The organism is Shewanella sp. Sh95 (assembly GCF_001308045.1).
GTDB classification, from domain to species: domain Bacteria; phylum Pseudomonadota; class Gammaproteobacteria; order Enterobacterales; family Shewanellaceae; genus Shewanella; species Shewanella xiamenensis.
This window is the reverse complement of sequence record NZ_LGYY01000047.1, coordinates 17,329-40,351: the sequence shown is the minus strand read 5'-3', so window position 1 is coordinate 40,351 and position 23,023 is coordinate 17,329. Positions and strand designations below refer to the sequence as shown.

Below are 23,023 nucleotides of genomic sequence, written 5' to 3'. Positions count from 1 at the left end.
ACCCTTATTCACCATAATCTTGATATTTGTTGCTCAAGCCACCTTTCAGGGTACATATAAACGTATTCTCCCCAAATCTTCCTCGCAGATTCAAACTCGATGTGACACTTCTTATCATACTGAATCCCATCAACCTGAGCAGCTTTCAACACCTCAATATCACTCAGCTTAACGCCATGTCGCTTTTCAAAGTACCAAGATGAAACAAACGTTTCACCTGATTGTGAACAACGATATTTTCCATTTTCGATCCGAATATAATCAGATGTACCAGAATTATTGACAGGTAATGCTGTTTGGTTGGAATCTTCAACTCTTCCTGCTCTCACCGCTTCAGTATCAAAAATACAAAGATAAATTTTTCGTTCTTTGACAATCAGCTCTAATTGACGCTTCCCACTCAGATAGTTCAAATAGGGATGTGGTCTGCCGTAATCATCAGTGATTGCAGTCATATAAGAAAGAGTGGATTTTGATAAGCTCCCTTTAGGCAAAGTGCCTAACACTATACACCCTTCTGTGCCCTGTCCATTGACACCAAAGTCTATCTCATTTGCTGCAGTTACAATTGGTCCCCAAAAGATGATCACCGCATAACCATTCAAATCTTCAACGAGTTGCAATTTATAACCGAAATGCTCTTTTGAGCGAGGTGATTTCTCAGAATAATCGCGAGCTATCGACAGAAGAGGTTGCCCATAGTTAGTTTGTAGATGACTTCGATTCACTTCGATATAATCAATCAATAAGTATTCATGACCAATTCGCTCTACTTTCACATAAGCTGGCGCGGTATTAGAAGCTGCAAATACCTCTTCTACTTTGAGTGTATCGCGATACGCCAATTTAGACCCTAAGTTAGCTAAGTCACAAACCAACCCATTTAAATGGTTAAAAATACCATTCTGTTTGACGCGCAAAATATCTCCCGGCTTTAATTGGTTGATATTCGCACTGCATAGTGGATAAAACTCACTTATCACTGATGGATTGAGCACCATTCTAGCGTTGTGTCGGCTAGAATGAGGGAGTTTCACGTGATCTGCAAATATTTCACTGTAAAAGCTTGCGCCGCTTTCTGCATAGACTTTATCAGATATCACTTGAATTTTATGTTGTAACTCCTCTTCTGACGATGTTGGAGTGCCCTCCTCTTCAGTGCAATGCTGAACCTGTTTAGATTCCAACTCCAAAATTGAGTGTACCTGAGTTGAAGCACCACAATGCTCACTAGAAACCAAATTCACTGCCTCAGCAGCTTTAGTGCTCACGTCTCCGATGTCATTCTGGTTTTTAAAGAATAGCTTCAATAATTTGCGAAAATACATTTTTATCTCTCGGTTTCTAACTCGATTTCGCCTGAAACAGTTGTTCCATCATTTGTAACTCCGACGCTTACCGAAAATAGTGACACTATAAAATGATTTACTTAATCTTAAAATCATGAAAAACATGTGATTCTTTTGACAGTAAAAGTGTTACTCATCTAATTCAGTTGAGTTTAGACGGCGCATTTCTACGCAAAAATTAGCAAAAGATTTACTACCAACGAGCAAAGTTTGAATGAATGACATTTGATCGAAATAGCAAGCCGTTTGAGTATCGAGCGTCGAGGCATCACCAAGGAAACTTGCAAGCCCCTTATAAATAATCAACGGATGCCATGAATTAAATTTTTTACCAATTCTTGTTCTGTCACTAAAACTCCAACCATTAGTTAGGGTTTCCTTAAGCTCATCTAACAGCTGGTCATAACATCCATTCGATTTGAGTAGAGGCTGAAGTTTTGAATTAACGCTAATAATGACTGCTGCGATTGGCCCATCAGTCAAAAGGTCGTGAACTAGATGATCATCACCATCAACAACAAACCCACAAAATACACCTGGGATCCAGCCACTTTCATTATTATCTGGGTTGGTATAAGAAAACTCTAATCCAATGCGCCCCCAAGCATCATATCTTCCACGCGAGGTCTTATTCCTTGGAGGATGTAAAAATTTAATATCAGGGCTTGTCGATTGACAAATTGGCCATTGTGACAACTCACATCGACTGACCATCTCGTATAGCTGCTTATCGATATTTTTTACATCGTTATAGTATGAAATCGTCAATGGATTTAATGGGGTCGAATTAACAAGGCCATTACTTTTTAATAAGCTAATAAACTCGTCACGCAGCCATGAAGCTTTCGCATCACCGTCAATTAAAGTCTGCAGAATGCCCGCGATGTCATACCAACAAAGTGCAATATCCGGCGACTGTCGATGTTGCCCAATGTGAGCCGTGATCAGAACTATTTTGAAAGGCTTATTCAGATGAGACGTTGCATAATTTCTGTAATTATTAAGTTGCTGATCATGTAATTCTGACCAAACTTTATGCTCAAAAATCAGACAAAAATCATCATCTGTTGTGGTCCACAATAAGTCTGGGTATTTACCGCCAAAATTAACCTGAGTTTCAATATCATTGGACAAGTGAATTGATGACAACTCATGTGAATACCCAGTTAACTTCCCTACTAACAATTCACTTAAAGCTTTCCTTGCCACAGAGTCATGTTTCAATAACCACGCGAATGCTTCGGTAATAAAATTTTCGATCGGTGATGTCTGGTGACTCGCGGCATACTTACTTACATTAACCAATAAACTATCCAACATACACTTCCTTGTTTGATGTTTTAACACTACTCGTGATTCACATTACAACGCAATATTCACCTAATTGCATTGCAGTGATAGCAAACTTTTGATGCAAATCTCAACGCGGAGGCTTAAGTCCCCACAGTCACTTTATCAACTGCGTTTGCTAACTCGATTTCGCCGGAAAGCAATTTAGGAAGCAGTAAATCTCGAAGACTTGCTAACTCAATATTTTCAGCATTTTTGCTGTACTGCCCATCGAGCAAACTGCCAACTAACTTGCAGAACTCTTTCTGAACATTTGAAGGTGGAACCAATATATCGATTGTATCGAGATCTTTACGTTTGATACTGGATTGCACAGTTGTAACTAACCTTGCATCCATATCGTGTTGAAAGCGGTGAGCTTTGATTGTGTAAAACATATATTCAGGCTCAACGACTTTTCCAAAACGCAGACCTAACACATTCTGAGCAATACCAAAATTAGTATTTTTAACAAATGATGTCCGACCTATGGTGCCAACTGTCGAGATAAGAACATCTTTAGGTTCTACATGGACTCTGAACCAAGTATTAAACGTTTCTTCAGTAACTCGTTTATCTGTGTTCAAATTTGGAAATGCAGAGTTTTCAGGCAAGTGTTTCACCTCAACAAGAGGTATTCCATTCTCTACGACAGGAGGTGTCTTTCCTCGGTTATCAACATACTTATCGATGACCTTTTTGAATGGTTTAAGTGTCCAACCTTCAGGAATCAAACCCAACTCAGACTCAACGAGCTTTTCGGGGAATAGCGAGGCAGTGGCCGCATCCATTCCCTCCGGTTGTTCGCCGTTCATCTTGGCTTTAACCGGATCGAAATCAACAAACCATGACTTAAAGATGGCTTGCGCCATTTCTTCTAGAGTTTGGTTTACAGCACTATTGGCAGCTATCTTTTCATCCAGTAAAGCCATTTGGTTGCCCAATGACTCTCGACTTTCCGGAAGTTCTGGAATTCGAATAGGCAACGCATGTGCATTGTCTCGATTCAATCCGGGTACGGCGCTATCGGAGTTCATTTTTTCTAACCCTAGAGACTTCAATAGGTAATAAGTAAACCTCAGTTCACCCAATGTACCCTTGGTCACGTAAAATGCCGTATCTATAGGCCAGAAAGGTTGTGTTGATAAGTGTACTGCGCCAACACTTCCTTTTCTCCCGATGATGATGCCGGGGCCATTTATATAAAAGTCATTGTGGAAATCAACACAGCCATTGGATCCATAGACAGGGTGTTCTCCAGCTTGTCTTTTTGTTTTTGGTAATCCCTTTCCATATATAAAAGGACAGAATTCACCGACTGTAGTATCAATCCAGCTCATAACCTAACCCCGCCAAATTCTTTTTAATTCCCGCTTCTAACTTGGCTGATCCCACGGCAGCACTTAGTTTATTCTTCATCGTTATTACTCTTCTGCTGCTGGGTTAATGCTTGTTGTGCTTGTTGACGTTCTCGTTGCAATTCACGCTTTAGTTCTTCTTCGCTGGGTAGATAAGGCAGATATTTAGCAGCAAATAGTTGTTTTTGTTCAGTGAGCACCGAATACTTCACCACGGCTTCACTTTTCTCACTGCATAACACCAAACCGATAGTCGGGTTATCATCAGCGCCTTTGTATTGGTCATCATATAGACGCACGTAGGTATCCATCTGCCCAACGTCCTGATGTTTGAGCTTGCCGATTTTCAGATCGACCAGTAAAAAGCACTTAAGCTTAAAGTTGTAAAACACCAAATCGATATAGAAATCTTCATCATCAAAACGGATCCGTTGCTGACGTTCAACAAAAGCAAAGCCTTTGCCTAACTCCAATAAAAACTGCTGCAAGTTGGAAATAATGGCTTGTTCTAAATCGGATTCCTGATAGGTTTTGTCTTGTAGATTGAGGAAATCGAGAATATAGGGGTCGCGCAGATACTCTTTCGCAGTGGTCGCCAAAGGTTGTATCTTTTGCTCAGCTTCCTGTTCCACCAGTGATTTATCTTTGCTGGCTAACAGACGTTCGTAATATAGAGTTCCGATTTGACGTTCCAGAGCACGAACACTCCAGTTTTGTGATACAGCCTCTTGTTGATACCACTCTCGCGCCGTTGGGCTTTCAATCCGAGAAAGCACATTATAGTGCGACCAACTTAATTCGAGAGACACTGTCTCTCGTTTTTCAAATGCCAGATAAAAACGGCGCATATTACGCAAGTTTGTTACATCAAATCCCTTGCCGTAATCGCTAGCTAGCAGATCAGAGAGTTGCTTAAGCTGCGCTTTGCCGTATTCAGCGCGAGTTTGCCCTTGTTGCTCATCTTCCACAATCAGACGCCCAATTTGCCAATAGGCGTGCACCATAGCCGCATTAACCGTCTGTTTTACCTGACTTCTAGCCTGTTCAATAACCTGCTTGATATCAGAGAGTAAGTTGTGTTCTGTTGGCTCAAAGCTCATAGCCTAACCCCATCAAGTTCTTCTTGATTTCCGTTTCTAACTTGGCTGATTCAGCAAATTGTTCACTCAGTTTCTCAGTTAACGTTGTCATCTTCTCGGCAAAAGGAATACCGTCATCTTCTTCATCTGCCGCGCCAACATAACGTCCCGGAGTGAGCACAAAATCTTGTTTCTTTATCTCTGCCAAAGTTGCTGATTTACAGAAGCCTGCTTGGTCTTCATACGCGACGCCGTTAACTTCTTCGCCTGTTTTCCAAGCATGGTAAAGATCGGCAACTTTCTGGATATCATCACGAGTGAAGTCACGAAGTACACGGTCTTTCATATAACCAAGATTACGCGCATCAATAAATAGCACTTCGCCTTTACGATCTCGTAATTTACGACCTGCTTTATCGGTACGTGCTTTCTTATTCTTGGTTAAGAACCAGATACAGGCTGGAATTTGCGTATTGGTAAACAATTGCCCCGGCAGTGCCACCATACATTCAACCAAATCGTTCTCAATCAATGAAGCACGAATTTCACCTTCGTTATTGGTGCTTGAACTCATCGAACCGTTTGCCAATAGAAGCGCTTGTGATCCTTCAGGCGCAAGGTGGTACAACATATGCTGCATCCACGCAAAGTTAGCATTACCTGAAGGTGGTGTGCCATATACCCAGCGCGGATCGTTATCATCAACACCTGTATTCCACTCTTTCATGTTGAAAGGCGGGTTAGCCATGATGAAATCGGCACGTAAATCAGGGTGTTGGTCATTGGTGTAGGTACTGGCAGGCTCACCAAATTGACATTCTAGTCCCCGAATAGCCATATTCATCCCAGCAAGCTGCCAAGTGGTGTAGTTGTATTCCTGACCGTAAATCGAAATTCTTTGCTTTTGCGTAAGCGGGTCAATCTCTTTTTGGTTAGCGCGACGTTCAATAAATTTCTCTGATTGCACAAAGAAACCGCCAGAACCCATTGCAGGGTCATACACACGACCTTCAAACGGTTCAATCATCTCAACAATCAGCGAAACGATTGATGCAGGCGTATAGAACTGACCGCCTTTCTTACCTTCAGCAAGCGCAAACTGGCCTAAGAAGTATTCGTAAATATGACCAAGAATATCTTTGCTGTTAAGTGACTTATGATTGAATGGAATAGTCGCGATGAGGTTGATCAGCTCATTCAGTTTTGCCTGATCAATTTTTAGCGATGCGTAGTGCTTGTTGAGTACACCTTTTAGCTTCTGGTTGTCGCGCTCAATCCCCTCCAATGCATTATCAATCAGGTGACCAACAGACGTAATTTTCTTCGTCTTACCATCAATAACCAAATCGGCACCGCCAATGACCATCGGGCCATTGTCTTGCAGGAACTTCCAACGAGATTCAGTAGGCAACCAAAACACGTTTTTCTCTTTGTAGTAATCACGCTGTTCCAGCTCAATCGCGATTTCTTGTTCAAGTTCTTCTGCCGTGTAACCTTCAGGATCAAGGAAATACTCGTGGTCAGGGTTAGCAAAGTCCTGTTTTAGTTCTTCTTGGCGCAGCGTGAAGGCGTCAGACACGTATTTAACGAATATTAAGCCAAGCACCGCATGTTTATATTGAGAGGCATCGAGTGATGCACGGAGTTTGTCTGCGGCTGTCCAGAGCTTGCTTTCCAGCTCTTTCAGGAATAGTTGTTCTTGTTCGTTCATTACGGGTTTCTTGAGTTCGAAAAAGTTGCGTGCATTCTACCAGTAAACATGGGGTTTTCACTGATTTCTGCCTTACTTAATAGTGATTTTTATGAAGTAAGGAGCACATCATGGTTGCATGGAACAAAGGTAAACGAGTTGGTCAGAAAAAAGCGTTCAAATTAGAGGATATTTGGCGGATTCGAATTCGCTTAGAGCTTGAAGAACGCTTGTTTGAGTTGGCGCTGTTTAATCTTGCCATTGATAGCAAGCTAAGGTCTTGTGACTTGCGGAACCTCAGGGTGCAAGATGTTAGCCGCAGTGGTTGCGTGATGTCGAGAACCATCGTTAAACAGCAAAAGACTCAGCAAGAAGTGCACTTCGAAATCACTCCCAAGACTCAGCAGACGTTATCGCAATGGATCATTCAAAATGCGTTGGCACCAACAGACTTCTTGTTTCCTAGTCCACGCAGAGAGGGCCAGCCAATTTCATACCATTACTACACAACGCTAGTGAACCGCTGGGTGACGGATATCGGTTTAGACAAAACGCAATACGGGACGCATTCACTGCGTCGAACTAAGGCTTCTTTGATCTACGCCAAGACCAAGAATCTTAGGGCTATTCAGTTACTTCTGGGTCATGCTAAGCTCGAAAGCACGATTGAATACCTTGGCGTCGAGATTGAAGATGCGCTAAGGATTTCGGAGAGTTGTGAGGCGTGAAGGAACTACCATGCAATGCCCAGAATGTGAAGACAATTTTGGTTGGGATTGGATTGAAGACGAGTGCATTGAGCCAAATGAAGAGTTTGACTGCCCGAGTTGTGGCGTGACACTACGTTATACCATTGATGAGGGCACTTATTATGGCGCTCAGCATATGACTGTTGAGGTTGTTGATAATTGATAGAAACAACTAGACTCCGCCCCCCACCTAAATAGTCCATTGGAGAGAGAATTTAAATGCAAGAACATCAGCAAAAAATCTACGCCCTCAGAAAGCGCATAGTTGCAATCGAAGGGTTTGACCAAGCAGATTGGATCACTATTGGAGATGCAACTGATTGCCAGCACATAATCGAGAACCATCCTCGCTTGCTACGAGCACTGAATTTTGGCGACCCTGACTACCCTTCTGCTGTAGGAGACGTTCTGAAAAGTATGTTTACCTACCATAGAAACTCTCTTGATGATGTAACGTATTTCTTGGACATAAATCACCCGTTAACAAACAATGTGTCAGTTTCTACTGCTCCAACAGGGTCAACAAAGTCCATTGTTTTTACTCCAAACATTTTTCAAATACCGGGCACTGAAGTTGAGAGTGACCTCGTGTCAATAATGATGCCATTTGCTGGTTTTGACGATGTTCACCAAGGTATTGTTAGAGCATGTGAACAGGCTGGTTACCGCTGCCAAAGAGCTGATGACATTTGGGAGCATTCGACGATACTTCAAGATATCTTCTCCTTAATCTATCGCTCTAAGATTATCATTGCCGATTTTTCTGGACGTAACCCTAATGTGATGTACGAAGTTGGAATTGCACACACTTTAGGCAAGATAGTAATACCGATCAGCCAAACACTAGAACATATCCCGTCAGATCTTCACGGACACAGAATTCAAACTTATTTGAAAAATGGAGAAGGTATCGACTCATTAGAAACTGCTTTGGCAGCCAAACTGAGAAGTATCTAAACTTAGCAACTTGAAAGGAAAGCGCCTAAATGCCTCTGGAGCGCTTTTCCCGAGCCAACCCAATATTACTCTAAACGAAGCTGTGGAGCTGTAGTTCTATTTATTTCAGCTTTTTATCGAGTACAATGCGATAACAATCATCCAAGTAATTTGAAATCTATAAAAGGAAAGTAAATTGCAAAATCAACCAATGACTAGCAATGACCAAGGTAAATTGCTAATTTTTGCACTTCTTTTTGCTCCATCAGTAGTTTTTATGGTTGGCATCATCCCAGCCATATTTTTAGCTTTTGGTATCTATATGATGAAGAGAAATCAAGATTTCTCCAGTATAGAGACTGCGGTTAAAAACTTTAAAGGTTATACATTCCTAGCTCTAATAGGGTGCTCTATCAGCTCCATCTATTGGGGTAGTATGTATTTCAGTGAAGAAAATAGTTGGTACTACGATGATGAGTTCTTTATTTCGCTAATTTTCTCAGGTATCGCTTTCGCTTACTTGGTTGCTGTACAGGTTCTGTTTTACTCCCCTATGAACAAACACAGAGAGTGGGTTGAGACCAATGGAATCTTTTCTACAAAAACTAAACCAAACATGAGTTCGAATGTTCACTCAGAGGTAAACATCATCAAAGGCGAGAAGCTAAAGCAATATTCTGTAGCGGATGAGTTAACTAAGTGGGCGAAGCTCAAAGAAGACGGTTACATCTCAGAAGAAGAGTTTAACGAGGCTAGAGCCAAACTTTTAAAAAGAAACTAAAAAATACACACGCTCAACGTACAGTGATATTGACAAGGCTGCATTCGCAGCCTTTGTTTATTGGTTTTTTATGGGATCACAGATAAATTTGGCCTGAATTGCTTTTGTCCCAGAGCGACAGACATTCTCTGTTGTGACACATCACGCCATAATGACCTTAAATTCAGATTTTTGTATTTTTTAGGCGCTTAGCTATCCATAGCCCATATAAGGTTTTGTATGGAAAATTTCCACTAACTTACGGCGCTAATTCAATCGCTGTAAATTATAATGGGGCAAATAAAGGGTTAGAAATGGCAGCGTACCTATGTGAACGCTGCCATTTCGGTATGATACTTTAATACTCAGTATGAATCTTTATTACTTAGTATGAGACTTTATTCATCTCCAACAAGGCGTTTTTTTTATTGCTTCCGATTTATTCCACCGTCACCGATTTAGCGAGGTTTCGCGGTTGATCCACATCGGTGCCCTTAATTAAGGCAACGTGATACGAAAGCAACTGTAGTGGGATGGTGTAAATCAGCGGCGCCATAAAGATATCGCAGTGTGGAACCGGGATAACCTTCATGGTTTCGTCAGATTCAAACTCCGCATCCACATCGGCAAACACATACATTAAACCACCACGGGCACGCACTTCTTCAACGTTAGATTTCAGCTTTTCTAACAGTTCGTTGTTTGGCGCCACCACTATGACGGGCATGTCGGCATCAATCAAGGCCAGTGGGCCATGTTTCAGCTCGCCAGAAGCATATGCCTCAGCATGGATATAGGAGATCTCTTTAAGTTTCAGCGCACCTTCCATCGCAATAGGGTACTGATCGCCACGGCCAAGGAATAAGGCATGGTGTTTGTCGGCAAAGTCTTCCGCCAATTCAGCAATCGCATCATCTAAGCCTAATGCTTGCTCCACTTTGGCAGGCATAGACTGTAGGCTTTGGGTGATCTCGGCCTGCATTTGCTCCGACATGCCATTATGGCGACCGATCACCGCCGTCAGCATTAATAAACCCGCTAATTGAACGGTAAAGGCTTTAGTTGAAGCAACGCCAATTTCGGCGCCCGCTTTCATCATGTATGCCATGTCAGACTCACGGACTAAGGAAGAGCCTGGTGCGTTACAGATAGTTAGCGTCGCCTTGTAACCCATTTCTTTGGCTAGGCGCATCGCTGCAAGCGTATCGGCAGTTTCACCGGATTGAGAAATAGTAACCAACAGGCTGTTGGGGAATAAATGCGACTTGCGGTAGCGGAATTCGGAGGCGATTTCGACATTACAAGAAACGCCAGCCCAATCCTCTAACCAATAACGCGCCGCCATACCCGCATGGTAGCTAGTACCACAGGCAATGATTTGCACGTGCTTGATATCTTTTAAAAACTCAGCAGCATTATCGCCAAAAGCCGTGTCGAGCACTTGCTTGTTAGCAATACGACCTTCGATAGTGCGTGTCAGTGCCAATGGCTGCTCATAAATCTCTTTGAGCATATAGTGGCGATATTCACCTTTGTCACCGGCATCGTGGGTGATTTCTGATTCTTTAACTTCGCGCTCAACTTTATTACCATGCACATCGAAAATGCTCACGGTGCGACGAGTCACTTCGGCCACGTCACCTTCTTCTAAAAAGGCGAATGAACGGGTCACAGGCAACAGCGCCAATTGATCAGACGCGACAAAGTTTTCACCTAAACCAAAACCAATCACTAATGGGCTGCCTGAGCGCGCGACAACCATTCGCTCGCTGTCGCGGCGGTCAATCACCACAGTGCCATAAGCGCCTTCGAGTTGTTTAACCGTGGCTTGCACCGCGGCCAGTAAGGTGTTGTGCGTTTTTAATTGGTGATGAACTAAGTGGCAAATCACTTCGGTATCGGTATCAGAGCTGAAGTGGTAGCCGTGTTCTTTAAGCATTTCACGCAGTTTATGATGGTTTTCGATAATGCCATTGTGTACCACAGCAATATCACCTTCAGACAAATGCGGGTGAGCATTACGCTCGCTTGGCTCACCGTGGGTCGCCCAGCGTGTATGCGCAATACCAGTGCCGCCCGCTAACGGGTCGGTTTCGAGTGCAGCAGACAGTTCCTGCACTTTACCCACGCGGCGGGTGCGATTGAGTTCGCCATTGTGGATCACAGCAACACCCGCGGAGTCATATCCACGATATTCTAAACGACGTAAACCTTCGACCAGAATTTCGGCCACATCCCTTTGCGCCACGGCGCCAACGATTCCGCACATAGTTTTTACCTATAAAATGAAAAATAAAAATGTAGTTATTTGAGTCATTTGCTCTGGCTTATCACGGGCAAATGCCTAAGGCGAGTAGGGCGCTAAGATGACTTTCACGCCTTGCTCGGTAATTTGGTTAAGGGCGCTCTCTTCGATGCGAGCGTCGGTGACTAACACACTGATTTGCGACCAAGGTAGTTCTAAATTAGGGATCCGCTTGCCTATTTTGTCCGAATCCACCATCACGATGACTTCGCGGGAAACTTCAGCCATCACCTTACTTAAACCTGTAAGCTCATTAAAGGTGGTGGTACCACGTTCAAGATCGATACCGTCGGCACCGATAAACAGTTGGTCGAAGTTGTAGGAGCGTAATACCTGCTCGGCGACTTGGCCTTGAAAGGATTCAGAATGCGGATCCCAAGTGCCGCCGGTCATCAATAAGGTTGGCTCGTTTTCAAGTTCGTGAATCGCATTAGCCAAATGCAGAGCATTGGTCATCACCACCAGCCCACGTTTTTGGTTGAGTTCAGCAATTAAGCCTGAAGTGGTGGTACCGCTATCGATAATGATGCGATTGTGATCTTTGATCAGCTGCGCCGCGGCTTTAGCGATGGATAACTTGTTAGGCGCAATCTTGGCAGAAAACTGTTGCGTGACTTCATCAGGTATAGCCACAGCACCGCCATAGCGGCGCAGCAGTAATCCGGTTTTTTCAAGTTCGGCCAGATCTTTACGAATAGTCACTTCTGAGGTTTCGAAACGTAATGACAACTCATCGACACTCACTTCACCCTGTTCATTCAGGATGCTAATGATACTGTGGCGTCGTTGCTGTGTATTTCGTTTATTCATAAAACCTTTCAGTTAAGTTTCGAATCGAAAGATATATTATAAAGAAACGAAACATTTTTGCTAGTATTCGAAAGATAATTTCGAATCAAGATGGGTAGCCTTTAAGTTGGATTAATTAACTTTATGAAAAATAATAAAAAAGCAGTTAACCCAAAGGTAAACTGCTTTAATTGTATGAAACTTAAAAAGGGGAGCTGAGCTTAAAACTTAGCCTCAAGCGCCACGCTGAAGTTACGATCTTGGCCAATAGTGACCATCTTATCGCTACCACCATCTAAGTATTCAGTATCAAATAGGTTTCTCACGTTTGCACGGATGCTAACTTCTTTACCCATAATATCCATAGTATAGGCAGCACCAACATCAAAACGGACGTAACCATCTTTGGTGATAGTGTTAGCAGTATCAGCAAAACGCTCACCAACGTAGATAGCACCAAAGTTCATCGCAAAGTTGTCAGTTACTTCGTAACGAGTCCAGATATTGGCAGACCACTCAGGGGCATCAATAGGAGTTTTACCATCTAAATTCTTGCCACCGATTTTGCCTGCACCCGTATTATATTCCGCATCTAAATACATCATAGATGAAGTCACAAACCAGCTATCACCTAACTGGCCTTGGGCACCAACTTCAAAACCACGGTGATGTTGCTCACCACCTTGAGTGGTTATTGTTTTATCACCATCACTTGTTACTGGAATATCTAGCACTGTTGTGACATTGGACACGGTTATATCAAACAGAGCAGCTGTCAGCAGTAGACTGTCATTAAAGAGCTCCCACTTCGTTCCCAATTCATACTGAGTGCCATACTCAGGTTTTAGATTAGCCCCTTGATTCACATCTTCGGAACTGGTTACAGATCCTTGCGGGGTAAAGCTTTTTGAATAGTTAACATAAATACTGCCATTATCCATAGGCGAATAAATCACCCCGAATTTAGGCGATACGGCATAGCTGTTACCGCCAGCGGTATCTTTTTTCTGTTCGTCATACCGTACACCAGCAAGCAACTTCCATTGCTCATTTAATGTCATTAAATCCTGCAAATAGAAACCGTAATACTTGTATTCACTTGGGTTGCTTAGCTGACCTTGATGATAATCAAGATCTTGCTGAATAATTGGTTGCCCAGGAATTACACGCTGACTTTTGCCTTTCTGAATTTGCTGCTGATAGAAATAGTCTAAATAGTTAGCACCAATAAGGAATTGATGCTCCATTCCTGCCAAAGAAAATTCACCCGTGAAATCCACATAGGCCGTTTTATGCTGCCAATCGTCATAACGGTCGAATGGTTTGATGCTATAACCATCTTTGAATGGATCTTCAGAGCCTTCAATCAAACTTGGCGCAGAGTCTAAACGTTGGCGATTAAATTGTTGATCGTTGTAGCCGACTTTAACTTTCCAGTCGTTACTCATTTGCCAAGTCAGATCAGCACCTAAATTTGAAACAGTATTATCGGTAAAGGCCCAAGGCGCGTCCCATACGGTTTTACGCTCGCCAATCACATTGCCTTGTTTATCTAACCAGCCACCCGCATCGATGCCCGCTTTGTCTTGGGTATGGTCGTACTTAACCGATAACAAAACATCATCACTGATATCAAATTCTAAGTTTAAGTAACCCAACCAACGATCACGCTCTTGGTTTTCATTAGTAGTTGAATATTCGCGCCAGTATTTAGTGTCTTGTTTAACTAACACACCACGATAACGAATGCTTTGAGCATCGTTTAAGCTGCCTCCCGCATCTAACTGCGCACGGGTAGAGCCGTAGCCATCAGTATCAAAACCTAAATCGAGCATTGAATCATAGGTCGGCTTTTTGGTGACCATATTAACCAAACCGCCAGGACCGGATTGGCCATACAACATACTTGAAGGGCCTTTTAGTACCTCAACCTGTTGTAGCGTTTCTATAGGTTGAACGTAATGAGACCATTGCTGGTGACCGTTGATGAGATAACCGTTGCCCGAATCGAGTTCGAAGCCACGAATACTGAAGACTTGGCGGTTCCAACGAGTAGTACCCGCCGTTACGCTCGAATCGTTAACTAAGACTTCTGCAAGGTTAGTTGCTAATTGTTCGTCAGTCACAAAATCAGGGATAACATTAACGGACTGCGGGGTATCCATTAAGTCAATATCGCCACGCATAGCGCCCGATGCGCTACCGACTTTATAATCGTTAAAAGTACGGCCTGTTACATTAATACGTTCTATATTTGCATCGTTTGGCGCTTCTGCCATAACAGGCATCGCCATTAATGCAGCCCCAACGGCCAAACCTACAACTGAATATTTAAATACCATTGCCAACACCTCAAGTAGACCTTTCGTCTTAGAATTGCAGGCAATATAAATAAGAATTGTTTTTATTTAAGGATCTTTACATGGATTTACAATTTGGCGTAACTTAGATCAACTTTGAATAAAAACAATGAATTACCCATAACACCACAGTATTAATTCAACATTAATTTAGCTGATTTTTATTTGGAGAGGATTTAGACCTTTGACAAAAAAACATAAAGCGGCTAATTGCCGCTTTCTATAACAAAAAATAAAGCCGTTACTTCTTAATCTTTACCGGACGTTGCCAGCCAGTCAGATGTTTTTGCTTAACACGGGTGATCACTAGCTCATCCTCACCCACATCACGGGTAATTGTTGACCCTGCACCGAGCGTCGCGCCTTTACCAATGGTCACCGGCGCCACCAGCTGAGTATCACTCCCCACAAACACATTATCTTCAATCACGGTTAAGTGTTTATTGGCACCATCGTAATTACAGGTAATAGTACCCGCACCAATATTCACACCCGCACCGATTTGCGCATCGCCTAAATAGGCTAAGTGACCCGCCTTAGACCCCACACCTAAAACGGCTTTTTTCATCTCAACGAAGTTACCGATATGGGCATCTTGCATTAACTCAGCACCGGGGCGTAAACGGGCAAAAGGCCCCGCACTGGCTGCTACGCCGAGTTTAGCGCCTTCGATAATAGAGTAAGGTTTGATCTCGGCATTGTCGGCAATTTCACAGTCGATAAGAATTGCACCAGCGCCGATGCTAACGTTATTGCCAATCACCACTTTACCTTCGAAAATCACATTCACATCGACCATCACATCCATACCCACGGTCACTTCACCACGGATATCGATACGGCTTGGATCGCGCAAATTAGCGCCAGCAATCATCAGCTTTTCGGCTTCACGGGCCTGATAAGCGCGCTCAAGTTGCGCAAGCTGCACGCGGTTATTGGCACCTTCCACTTCGATAGCAGATTGCGGCTGAGCAGTATTAATCTCAACCCCATCGGCGTGGGCCATGGCGATAATATCCGTTAGATAGTATTCACCTTGGGCATTGTTATTCGATAAACGGCCAAGCCAGGTTTTTAATGCATTACCAGGAACCGCCATAATGCCCGTGTTAACTTCATTAATAGCAAGTTGCTCGGGATTAGCATCTTTTTGTTCGACAATACCGACAACCTTACCCTGTTCGCGGACGATACGGCCATAGCCAGTAGGATTGGTTAGATTGACGGTTAAAATCGCCACGCCATTATCGGGACGCGCAGCGAGCAAAGCTTCAAGTGTAGAGGCTTGGATTAACGGCACATCACCGTAAAGGATCAGCACAGTATCATTATCATCGATATTAGGAATCGCCTGAGCGACCGCATGGCCAGTGCCTAACTGCTCGGCTTGCAACATCCAATTGAGTTGCTGCTCACCCAAAGCGGATTTTAATTTATCGGCACCGTAGCCATAAACGAGCTGTATAGTATCACTGCCAATATGGTGTGCAGTATCAATCACATGCTGCACCATGCTCTTGTGGGCGATAGGATGTAATACCTTGGGAAGATCCGAGCGCATGCGAGTTCCTTTTCCTGCTGCCAAGATCACTACATTTAATGCCATTGCCATATCCTTGATTAACATCCCAAAGGGATAAACTGAGCTCTATTTAATGGCGCAATTTTAACGGAAAGACGAAGCAAAGCGAAATGCAGATATTAAAACCGATGGAAAAAACCAACAAAAAAGGCGGGTATCTTTCGATAACCGCCTTTTATCACAAACAATAACCTTTATCTGGCAATGTTTTTCTTGATGGTTTCAACAACACGTAATTGAGCCATTGCTTTCGCTAACTCAACCATAGCGGCATCATAATTAAAGTCCGCACCCGCAGTTGCCATATGGGCTTCTGCACGACGCTTGGCTTCTAATGCTGCCTGCTCATCAATATCTTTGGCACGCATAACCACATCAGCTAACACAGAAACAGAAGAAGGTTGTACTTCCAGTAAACCACCAGAAAGATAAAACACTTCTTCGCTGCCGTCTTGTTTGACAATGCGCGCCATGCCAGGTTTGATATAGCTTAACAGTGGAGCGTGGCCATGCATGATGCCCAACTCACCTTCAGAACCGGTCACTTGTAGGCTAGCTACGCGACCTGAGAAGATGCTGCTCTCTGCACTTACTATATCAAGCTGTACTGTCATGGCTGCCATCCCGTTCTCCTTAAAAAACTAAGTATGACTACTTAGTTATTTCTTTTTGTTAGCTTTCTCGACAGCTTCGTCGATAGAACCAACCATGTAGAACGCTTGTTCTGGAATGTGATCGAACTCACCACTCAGAATTCCCTTGAAGCCACGGATAGTATCTTTCAGAGAAACGTACTTACCAGGAGAACCAGTAAAGACTTCTGCTACGTGGAAAGGCTGAGACAAGAAACGCTCAATCTTACGTGCACGGGAAACGGTCATCTTGTCATCATCTGACAATTCGTCCATACCGAGAATCGCAATAATGTCTTTCAGCTCTTTGTAGCGTTGCAGAACAGTTTGTACACCGTTAGCTACGTCATAGTGCTCTTGACCAACAACTAATGGATCTAATTGACGAGAAGTAGAATCCAGTGGGTCAACCGCTGGGTAAATACCCAGAGAAGCGATTTGACGTGACAATACAACAGTCGCATCTAAGTGAGCGAAGGTTGTTGCTGGTGACGGGTCAGTCAAGTCGTCCGCAGGTACGTATACCGCTTGTACAGAGGTAATAGAACCAGTCTTAGTTGAAGTAATACGCTCTTGCAGAACGCCCATTTCTTCAGCCAGAGTTGGTTGGTAACCTACTGCAGAAGGCATACGACCTAACAGTGCTGATACTTCAGTACCGGCTAGGGTGTAACGGTAGATGTTGTCAACGAACAACAGAACGTCACGACCTTCGTCACGGAATTTTTCAGCCATAGTCAGACCGGTCAGTGCTACACGCAGACGGTTTCCTGGTGGCTCGTTCATTTGACCATAAACCATGGCTACTTTGTCGAGAACGCCAGAATCCTTCATCTCGTAGTAGAAGTCGTTACCCTCACGAGTACGCTCACCTACACCAGCGAATACAGAAAGACCTGAGTGAGCTTTTGCGATGTTGTTGATCAGTTCCATCATGTTAACTGTCTTACCAACACCCGCACCACCGAACAGACCTACTTTACCACCCTTAGCGAATGGACATACAAGGTCGATAACCTTGATACCAGTCTCTAACAGTTCAGTCGTGTTTGATTGCTCTTCGTATGAAGGAGCGCTGCGGTGAATCACATAACGTTCTTCTTCGCCAATTGCGCCAGCTTCATCAATAGGGTCGCCTAATACGTTCATGATACGGCCAAGAGTGGCGGTACCAACAGGAACAGAAATAGGTGAACCTGAGTTTACTACCTCAAGACCACGACGCAGACCATCAGAAGTACCCATAGCGATGGTACGAACTACACCACCACCTAGTTGTTGCTGAACTTCCAGCACCAAACCATTACAGGAGCCTTCACCTGTGATCTTCAGAGCGTCATATACCTGAGGTACGGCATCTTGTGGAAACTCTACGTCCACAACCGCGCCAATCACTTGGACAACAGTACCTGTGCTCATGATTAATCCTCTAAAACTTGTATTCGTTACCTAACCTAAACCGCAGAGGCACCAGAAACAATTTCCGACAGTTCCTGCGTAATCGCAGCCTGACGAGCCTTGTTATAGACCAATTGCAAATCGTCAATCAGTGTACCCGCGTTGTCTGTTGCCGCCTTCATCGCCACCATACGGGCAGCCTGTTCAGAAGCAATGTTTTCAACAACACCTTGGTAAACCTGAGATTCTACATAACGAACCAATAAGGTATCCAAAAGGGCTTTTGGATCTGGCTCGTAGATATAGTCCCAACGATGAGCAACCTCATCTTCTTCCGATTTAGGCAAAGGTAGCAGCTGCTCGATCACAGGAGTCTGCGTCATAGTGTTTACAAACTTGTTGAACACTACGTACAGACGATCCAGTTTGCCTTCGTTGTAAGCATCTAGCATTACACGTACTGTCCCGATCAGGTCAGCGAGCTTTGGCGCATCGCCTAAACCTGAAGCATGGGCAGATACATGACCGCCAAAGCTTTTGAAAAACTGAACACTACGAGCACCAATTGGGCAAAATTCAAATTCTGCACCTTGCTCTTTCCAGCTTTTCACGTCTGCGACAACCTTTTTAAAGAGGTTGACGTTCAGACCACCACAAAGGCCACGGTCGGTTGCTACAACAATGTAACCAACCCGCTTAGCCTCTCTCACCTCTAAGTAGGGGTGTTTATACTCGAGAGAACCTTGCGCTACGTGACCGATCACCTTACGCATGTTTTCCGCGTATGGACGGCTTGCAGCCATGCGGTCCTGCGCTCTGCGCATTTTGCTGGCTGCCACCATTTCCATGGCGGACGTGATCTTCTGAGTGTTTTTCACACTCGCGATCTTGGTTTTAATCTCTTTAGCGCCGGCCATCTCTACTCTCCAATCTGGACCTGAGGTGCCTTAAGACACCTCTATCATTGTTACCAGGTTTGGGTTGCTACGAACTTGTCGAGGCCAGCTTTTAATTCAGCTTCGATATCGGCGTTATAATCGCCAGTCTCGTTGATAAGCTTGATTAAAGCAGCATGCTCGCTGTTCATGTACGAGAGCAGAGCGGCTTCGAAATCACCAACTTTTTTCAGCTCAATGCCCTTCAGGTAACCTTTTTCAGCTGCGAAAATAGACACAGCTTGAGCAGCTACACTCATAGGAGCATATTGTTTTTGCTTCATCAGTTCGGTAACACGCACACCATGCTCTAGCTGAGCACGAGTTGCATCGTCTAAGTCAGATGCAAACTGTGAGAACGCAGCAAGTTCACGATACTGTGCAAGAGCAGTACGAATACCACCAGACAGTTTCTTGATGATCTTAGTCTGAGCCGCACCACCAACACGAGAAACAGAAATACCTGGGTTAACCGCTGGACGTAAGCCAGAGTTAAACAGATCGGTCTCAAGGAAGATCTGACCGTCAGTAATCGAAATTACGTTGGTCGGTACGAATGCAGATACGTCACCCGCCTGAGTTTCAATAATAGGCAGCGCGGTTAACGAACCGGTTTTACCTGTTACTGCACCTTTAGTGAACTTTTCTACATAATCTTCGTTTACGCGTGAAGCACGCTCTAATAAACGAGAGTGTAGATAAAATACGTCACCAGGATAAGCTTCACGGCCTGGTGGACGCTTCAATAGTAACGAGATCTGACGGTAAGCAACTGCTTGCTTAGACAGGTCATCGTATACGATCAGAGCATCTTCACCGCGGTCGCGGAAGTATTCACCCATAGCACAACCAGAGTACGGTGCTAAGTATTGCAGCGCAGCAGCTTCAGAAGCTGTAGCAACCACAACGATAGTGTTAGCTAATGCACCGTGTTCTTCTAGCTTACGCACTACGTTAGCGATAGTAGAAGCCTTTTGGCCTACTGCTACGTATACGCACTTAATGCCAGAATCGCGCTGGTTGATGATTGCGTCGATCGCCATGGCTGTTTTACCAGTTTGACGGTCGCCAATGATCAATTCACGTTGGCCACGACCGATTGGGATCATAGCGTCAACGGCTTTATAACCAGTTTGAACGGGTTGATCTACTGACTTACGCTCGATAACACCAGGAGCAATCACTTCAATAGGAGAGAAACCATCGTTGTTGATAGCTCCTTTTCCGTCAATAGGCTCACCCAGAGTGTTAACTACGCGGCCTAACAGGCCACGACCGACTGGAACTTCCAGAATACGGCCAGTAGTTTTAACTTTTACGCCCTCTGCTAAATCAGCATAAGGGCCCATTACTACGGCACCGACAGAATCACGTTCAAGGTTCAACGCGATTGCAAAACGGCTACCAGGCAGTTCGATCATTTCACCTTGCATCACATCGGCTAGGCCGTGGATGCGGATAATGCCGTCACTAACCGCAACGATAGTACCTTCGTTACGAGATTCGCTAACGACTTCGAACTGCTCGATCCGCTGCTTAATCAGATCGCTGATTTCAGTGGAATTCAGTTGCATGCTCAAACTCCCAATTACGACTGCAGCTTTTCAGACAGACGCGATAACTTACCGCGGACAGAGCCATCAATGACTAAGTCACCTGCCTTAATGATTACACCGGCGATAAGCGCGGCGTCAGTGCTGCAATTCAGCTTAACTTTGCGTGCGAGACGTTTCCCTAAAGAAATACTGATCTGCTGCTGTTGTTCAGAGCTGAGCTCAGCTGCAGAAACCACATCGGCTTCCACTTCTTTTGCCCACTCATTACGGTATTGAGCAAAAAGCTCAGATACAGCAGGTAGTACCTTTAAGCGACCGTTTTCAGCCATTACCTTTATCAAGTTTTGACCTTGCTCATTGATTTGCTCACCACACACACTGATAAAGAGTGCGGCGAGTTTGGTGCTGGCTAAAGAGCCAGTCAGCAGTGGCTGCATGGTTTCGTTTTCACTAACCAATGCGGCAAACGTGAGCATTTCGGCCCAGGTATCCACTGCGTTGTGTTCAACAGCAACGTCAAAAGCTGCCTTTGCGTAAGGGCGAGCGATGGTGGTTAATTCAGCCATAACTCAAACTCCCTTATCAAATTTCAGCGACTAGTTTATTAACTATGTCACTGTGGGCGGCTGGATCAATAGAACGCTCAAGGATCTTCTCAGCACCCATGATGGCAAGAGTAGCAACCTGCTTACGCAGATCCTCTTTCACGCGATTACGTTCAGCTTCAATTTCTGCTTTACCCTGAGCGATGATTTTGGCACGCTCAGCGTCTGCTTCGGCTTTAGCTTCTTCCACTATTTGAGCTTTACGCTTGTTAGCTTGCTCAATAATTTCGTTAGCCGTCACCTTGGCTTCTTTTAGTTGGTCAGTCGCTTTCGCTTGAGCCAACTCTAGGTCTTTTACCGCACGATCAGCATCAGCTAGACCGTCAGCAATCCTTTTTTGGCGCGCTTCGATGGCATTCATCAAAGGGGGCCATACAAACTTCATGCAGAACCACACGAAGATGATAAAGGCGACCGTCTGACCGATTAGGGTAGCGTTGAAATTCACAACAGCCTCCTATTTAGAGTTAAGACAGAAGCGTTTTCTTACAGCATTGCACCCAGTGGGTTGGTGAACAGCATGAATAATGCGATACCAACACCGATCATTGTTACGGCGTCTAACAGACCCGCTACGATGAACATTTTAACTTGCAGCATAGGAGCCATTTCTGGTTGACGCGCAGCGCCTTCCAGGAACTTGCCACCTAATAAGCCGAAACCGATTGCAGTACCAAGAGCACCCATACCAATCAGCAGAGCAACAGCGATAGCTGTCATGCCTAAAATCGTTTCCATCTGTATCTCCAGTATCTAAAATCTAAATCTAATTAGTTGATGATTTAGTTTAAAATTTCTTCAGCAATCCTTAATGATCTTCATGGGCCATGCTTAAGTAAACAATGGTCAACATCATGAAGATAAACGCCTGCAGCGTGATAACCAAAATGTGGAAAATTAACCAACCTAGTTGCAGAGTCACACCTAGGGAAGATAATAACAAGTTGGTACCATACATCAGCGCAATAAGGATGAAGATCAACTCACCTGCGTACAAGTTACCAAATAGACGCAATGCCAATGAAATTGGTTTAGCGATTAAGGTAACAGTCTCTAATAGGAGGTTGACGGGTATCATTGCCTTATGGTTAAAGGGCTGTAGCGTCAGTTCTTTAACAAAACCAGACACGCCTTTGACCTTAATGCTGTAGTAAATAATCAGCACAAACACACCGATAGCTAAGCTGAAGGTGATGTTTACATCAGTCGTCGGAACCACTTTTAAGTATGGAATTCCCGCTAAACTTGCTAGCCAAGGCAGCCAGTCTACAGGGAGCATATCCATGAAGTTCATCATGAATACCCATACAAAAATGGTCAGAGCTAAAGGCGCGATCACGGCATTGCGGCCATGAAAACTTTCTTTCACGCTGTTATCAACGAACTCCACGATCATCTCGATAAAGCATTGCAGCTTACCGGGAACACCTGAAGTCGCTTTTTTACCAACACTACGGAAAATCCACAGGAACAGAACACCAAGACCAACCGAAAAGAACAACGAATCAATGTGCCATGTCCAGAAGCCTTCACCAACGTGTAGGTTGGTAAGGTGATGCTGGATATAGCCCTGCGGTGTTAACGCTTCACCAGTTGCAGCCATGATTCATC

21 protein-coding genes are annotated in these 23,023 nt (G+C 44.2%); 4 read left to right on the top strand and 17 right to left on the bottom strand.

Annotated features, from left to right (window positions below):
* Positions 1-8 precede the first annotated feature (8 nt).
* The 5 genes from AEA42_RS04200 to AEA42_RS04180 all read right to left on the bottom strand — a co-directional run bounded on the left by AEA42_RS04200 (position 9) and on the right by AEA42_RS04180 (position 6,826).
* A complete protein-coding gene (locus tag AEA42_RS04200) occupies positions 9-1,328 on the bottom strand; it encodes a hypothetical protein (protein WP_055647051.1) in 1,320 nt (439 codons plus the stop codon).
* A gap of 150 nt (positions 1,329-1,478) precedes the next feature.
* A complete protein-coding gene (locus tag AEA42_RS04195) occupies positions 1,479-2,669 on the bottom strand; it encodes a PD-(D/E)XK nuclease family protein (protein ID WP_055647050.1) in 1,191 nt (396 codons plus the stop codon).
* A gap of 113 nt (positions 2,670-2,782) precedes the next feature.
* Positions 2,783-4,018: a restriction endonuclease subunit S gene (locus AEA42_RS04190; RefSeq protein ID WP_055647049.1), complete on the bottom strand. Its 1,236-nt coding sequence runs from the start codon at positions 4,016-4,018 to the stop codon at positions 2,783-2,785.
* A 68-nt stretch (positions 4,019-4,086) separates the two neighbouring features.
* Positions 4,087-5,136 (bottom strand): PDDEXK nuclease domain-containing protein, encoded by a 1,050-nt coding sequence (locus tag AEA42_RS04185; protein ID WP_048626760.1) that lies wholly within the window; start codon positions 5,134-5,136, stop codon positions 4,087-4,089.
* A complete protein-coding gene (locus AEA42_RS04180; protein ID WP_055647048.1) occupies positions 5,126-6,826 on the bottom strand; it encodes a class I SAM-dependent DNA methyltransferase in 1,701 nt (566 codons plus the stop codon). Before AEA42_RS04180 ends, AEA42_RS04185 begins: the two co-directional genes overlap by 11 nt.
* A 110-nt stretch (positions 6,827-6,936) precedes the next feature.
* Between AEA42_RS04180 and AEA42_RS04175 the strand changes: the two genes are divergently transcribed.
* The 4 genes from AEA42_RS04175 (at position 6,937) to AEA42_RS04165 (ending at position 9,271) form a co-directional block, all read left to right on the top strand.
* Positions 6,937-7,533, top strand: coding sequence for a tyrosine-type recombinase/integrase (locus AEA42_RS04175; RefSeq protein WP_055647047.1), 597 nt, complete (start codon positions 6,937-6,939; stop codon positions 7,531-7,533).
* A 10-nt stretch (positions 7,534-7,543) separates the two neighbouring features.
* A complete protein-coding gene (locus AEA42_RS22550; protein WP_011918427.1) occupies positions 7,544-7,717 on the top strand; it encodes a hypothetical protein in 174 nt (57 codons plus the stop codon).
* Between the two features lie 56 nt (positions 7,718-7,773).
* Complete coding sequence (locus AEA42_RS04170; protein WP_055647046.1) at positions 7,774-8,511, top strand: hypothetical protein; 738 nt, start codon at positions 7,774-7,776, stop codon at positions 8,509-8,511.
* Positions 8,512-8,686: 175 nt separating this feature from the next.
* A complete protein-coding gene (locus AEA42_RS04165; protein WP_055647045.1) occupies positions 8,687-9,271 on the top strand; it encodes an SHOCT domain-containing protein in 585 nt (194 codons plus the stop codon).
* 418 nt (positions 9,272-9,689) lie between these two features.
* Here the strand turns inward: AEA42_RS04165 and glmS are convergent, their stop codons facing one another.
* The 12 genes from glmS to atpB form a co-directional block, all read right to left on the bottom strand.
* Positions 9,690-11,519 (bottom strand): glutamine--fructose-6-phosphate transaminase (isomerizing), encoded by a 1,830-nt coding sequence (gene glmS / locus AEA42_RS04160; RefSeq protein WP_055647044.1) that lies wholly within the window; start codon positions 11,517-11,519, stop codon positions 9,690-9,692.
* A gap of 75 nt (positions 11,520-11,594) precedes the next feature.
* Positions 11,595-12,365, bottom strand: coding sequence for a DeoR family transcriptional regulator (locus AEA42_RS04155; protein ID WP_037413417.1), 771 nt, complete (start codon positions 12,363-12,365; stop codon positions 11,595-11,597).
* Between the two features lie 200 nt (positions 12,366-12,565).
* Positions 12,566-14,686 (bottom strand): TonB-dependent receptor, encoded by a 2,121-nt coding sequence (locus tag AEA42_RS04150; RefSeq protein WP_055647043.1) that lies wholly within the window; start codon positions 14,684-14,686, stop codon positions 12,566-12,568.
* Positions 14,687-14,945: 259 nt separating this feature from the next.
* Positions 14,946-16,310: a bifunctional UDP-N-acetylglucosamine diphosphorylase/glucosamine-1-phosphate N-acetyltransferase GlmU gene (glmU, locus tag AEA42_RS04145; RefSeq protein WP_055647042.1), complete on the bottom strand. Its 1,365-nt coding sequence runs from the start codon at positions 16,308-16,310 to the stop codon at positions 14,946-14,948.
* A gap of 170 nt (positions 16,311-16,480) precedes the next feature.
* The gene (locus tag AEA42_RS04140; RefSeq protein WP_011624645.1) at positions 16,481-16,909 is read right to left on the bottom strand and encodes a F0F1 ATP synthase subunit epsilon; all 429 of its coding nucleotides are present in this window, start codon (positions 16,907-16,909) and stop codon (positions 16,481-16,483) included.
* Positions 16,910-16,945: 36 nt separating this feature from the next.
* A complete protein-coding gene (gene atpD, locus AEA42_RS04135) occupies positions 16,946-18,337 on the bottom strand; it encodes a F0F1 ATP synthase subunit beta (protein WP_037413426.1) in 1,392 nt (463 codons plus the stop codon).
* Between the two features lie 35 nt (positions 18,338-18,372).
* Positions 18,373-19,233 carry a F0F1 ATP synthase subunit gamma gene (gene atpG, locus AEA42_RS04130; RefSeq protein ID WP_055647041.1) on the bottom strand — a complete coding sequence of 287 codons (861 nt, stop codon included), beginning with the start codon at positions 19,231-19,233 and terminating at the stop codon, positions 18,373-18,375.
* Positions 19,234-19,283: 50 nt separating this feature from the next.
* Positions 19,284-20,825, bottom strand: a complete 1,542-nt coding sequence (atpA, locus tag AEA42_RS04125; RefSeq protein ID WP_037413433.1) for a F0F1 ATP synthase subunit alpha — start codon at positions 20,823-20,825, stop codon at positions 19,284-19,286.
* A gap of 14 nt (positions 20,826-20,839) precedes the next feature.
* Positions 20,840-21,373: a F0F1 ATP synthase subunit delta gene (atpH, locus tag AEA42_RS04120; protein ID WP_037413434.1), complete on the bottom strand. Its 534-nt coding sequence runs from the start codon at positions 21,371-21,373 to the stop codon at positions 20,840-20,842.
* 16 nt (positions 21,374-21,389) lie between these two features.
* Positions 21,390-21,860, bottom strand: a complete 471-nt coding sequence (gene atpF / locus AEA42_RS04115; RefSeq protein WP_011624650.1) for a F0F1 ATP synthase subunit B — start codon at positions 21,858-21,860, stop codon at positions 21,390-21,392.
* Positions 21,861-21,898: 38 nt separating this feature from the next.
* The gene (gene atpE, locus AEA42_RS04110) at positions 21,899-22,150 is read right to left on the bottom strand and encodes a F0F1 ATP synthase subunit C (protein ID WP_006083840.1); all 252 of its coding nucleotides are present in this window, start codon (positions 22,148-22,150) and stop codon (positions 21,899-21,901) included.
* Between the two features lie 70 nt (positions 22,151-22,220).
* Positions 22,221-23,015 (bottom strand): F0F1 ATP synthase subunit A, encoded by a 795-nt coding sequence (gene atpB / locus AEA42_RS04105; protein ID WP_037413438.1) that lies wholly within the window; start codon positions 23,013-23,015, stop codon positions 22,221-22,223.
* Between the last annotated feature and the right edge of the window lie 8 nt (positions 23,016-23,023).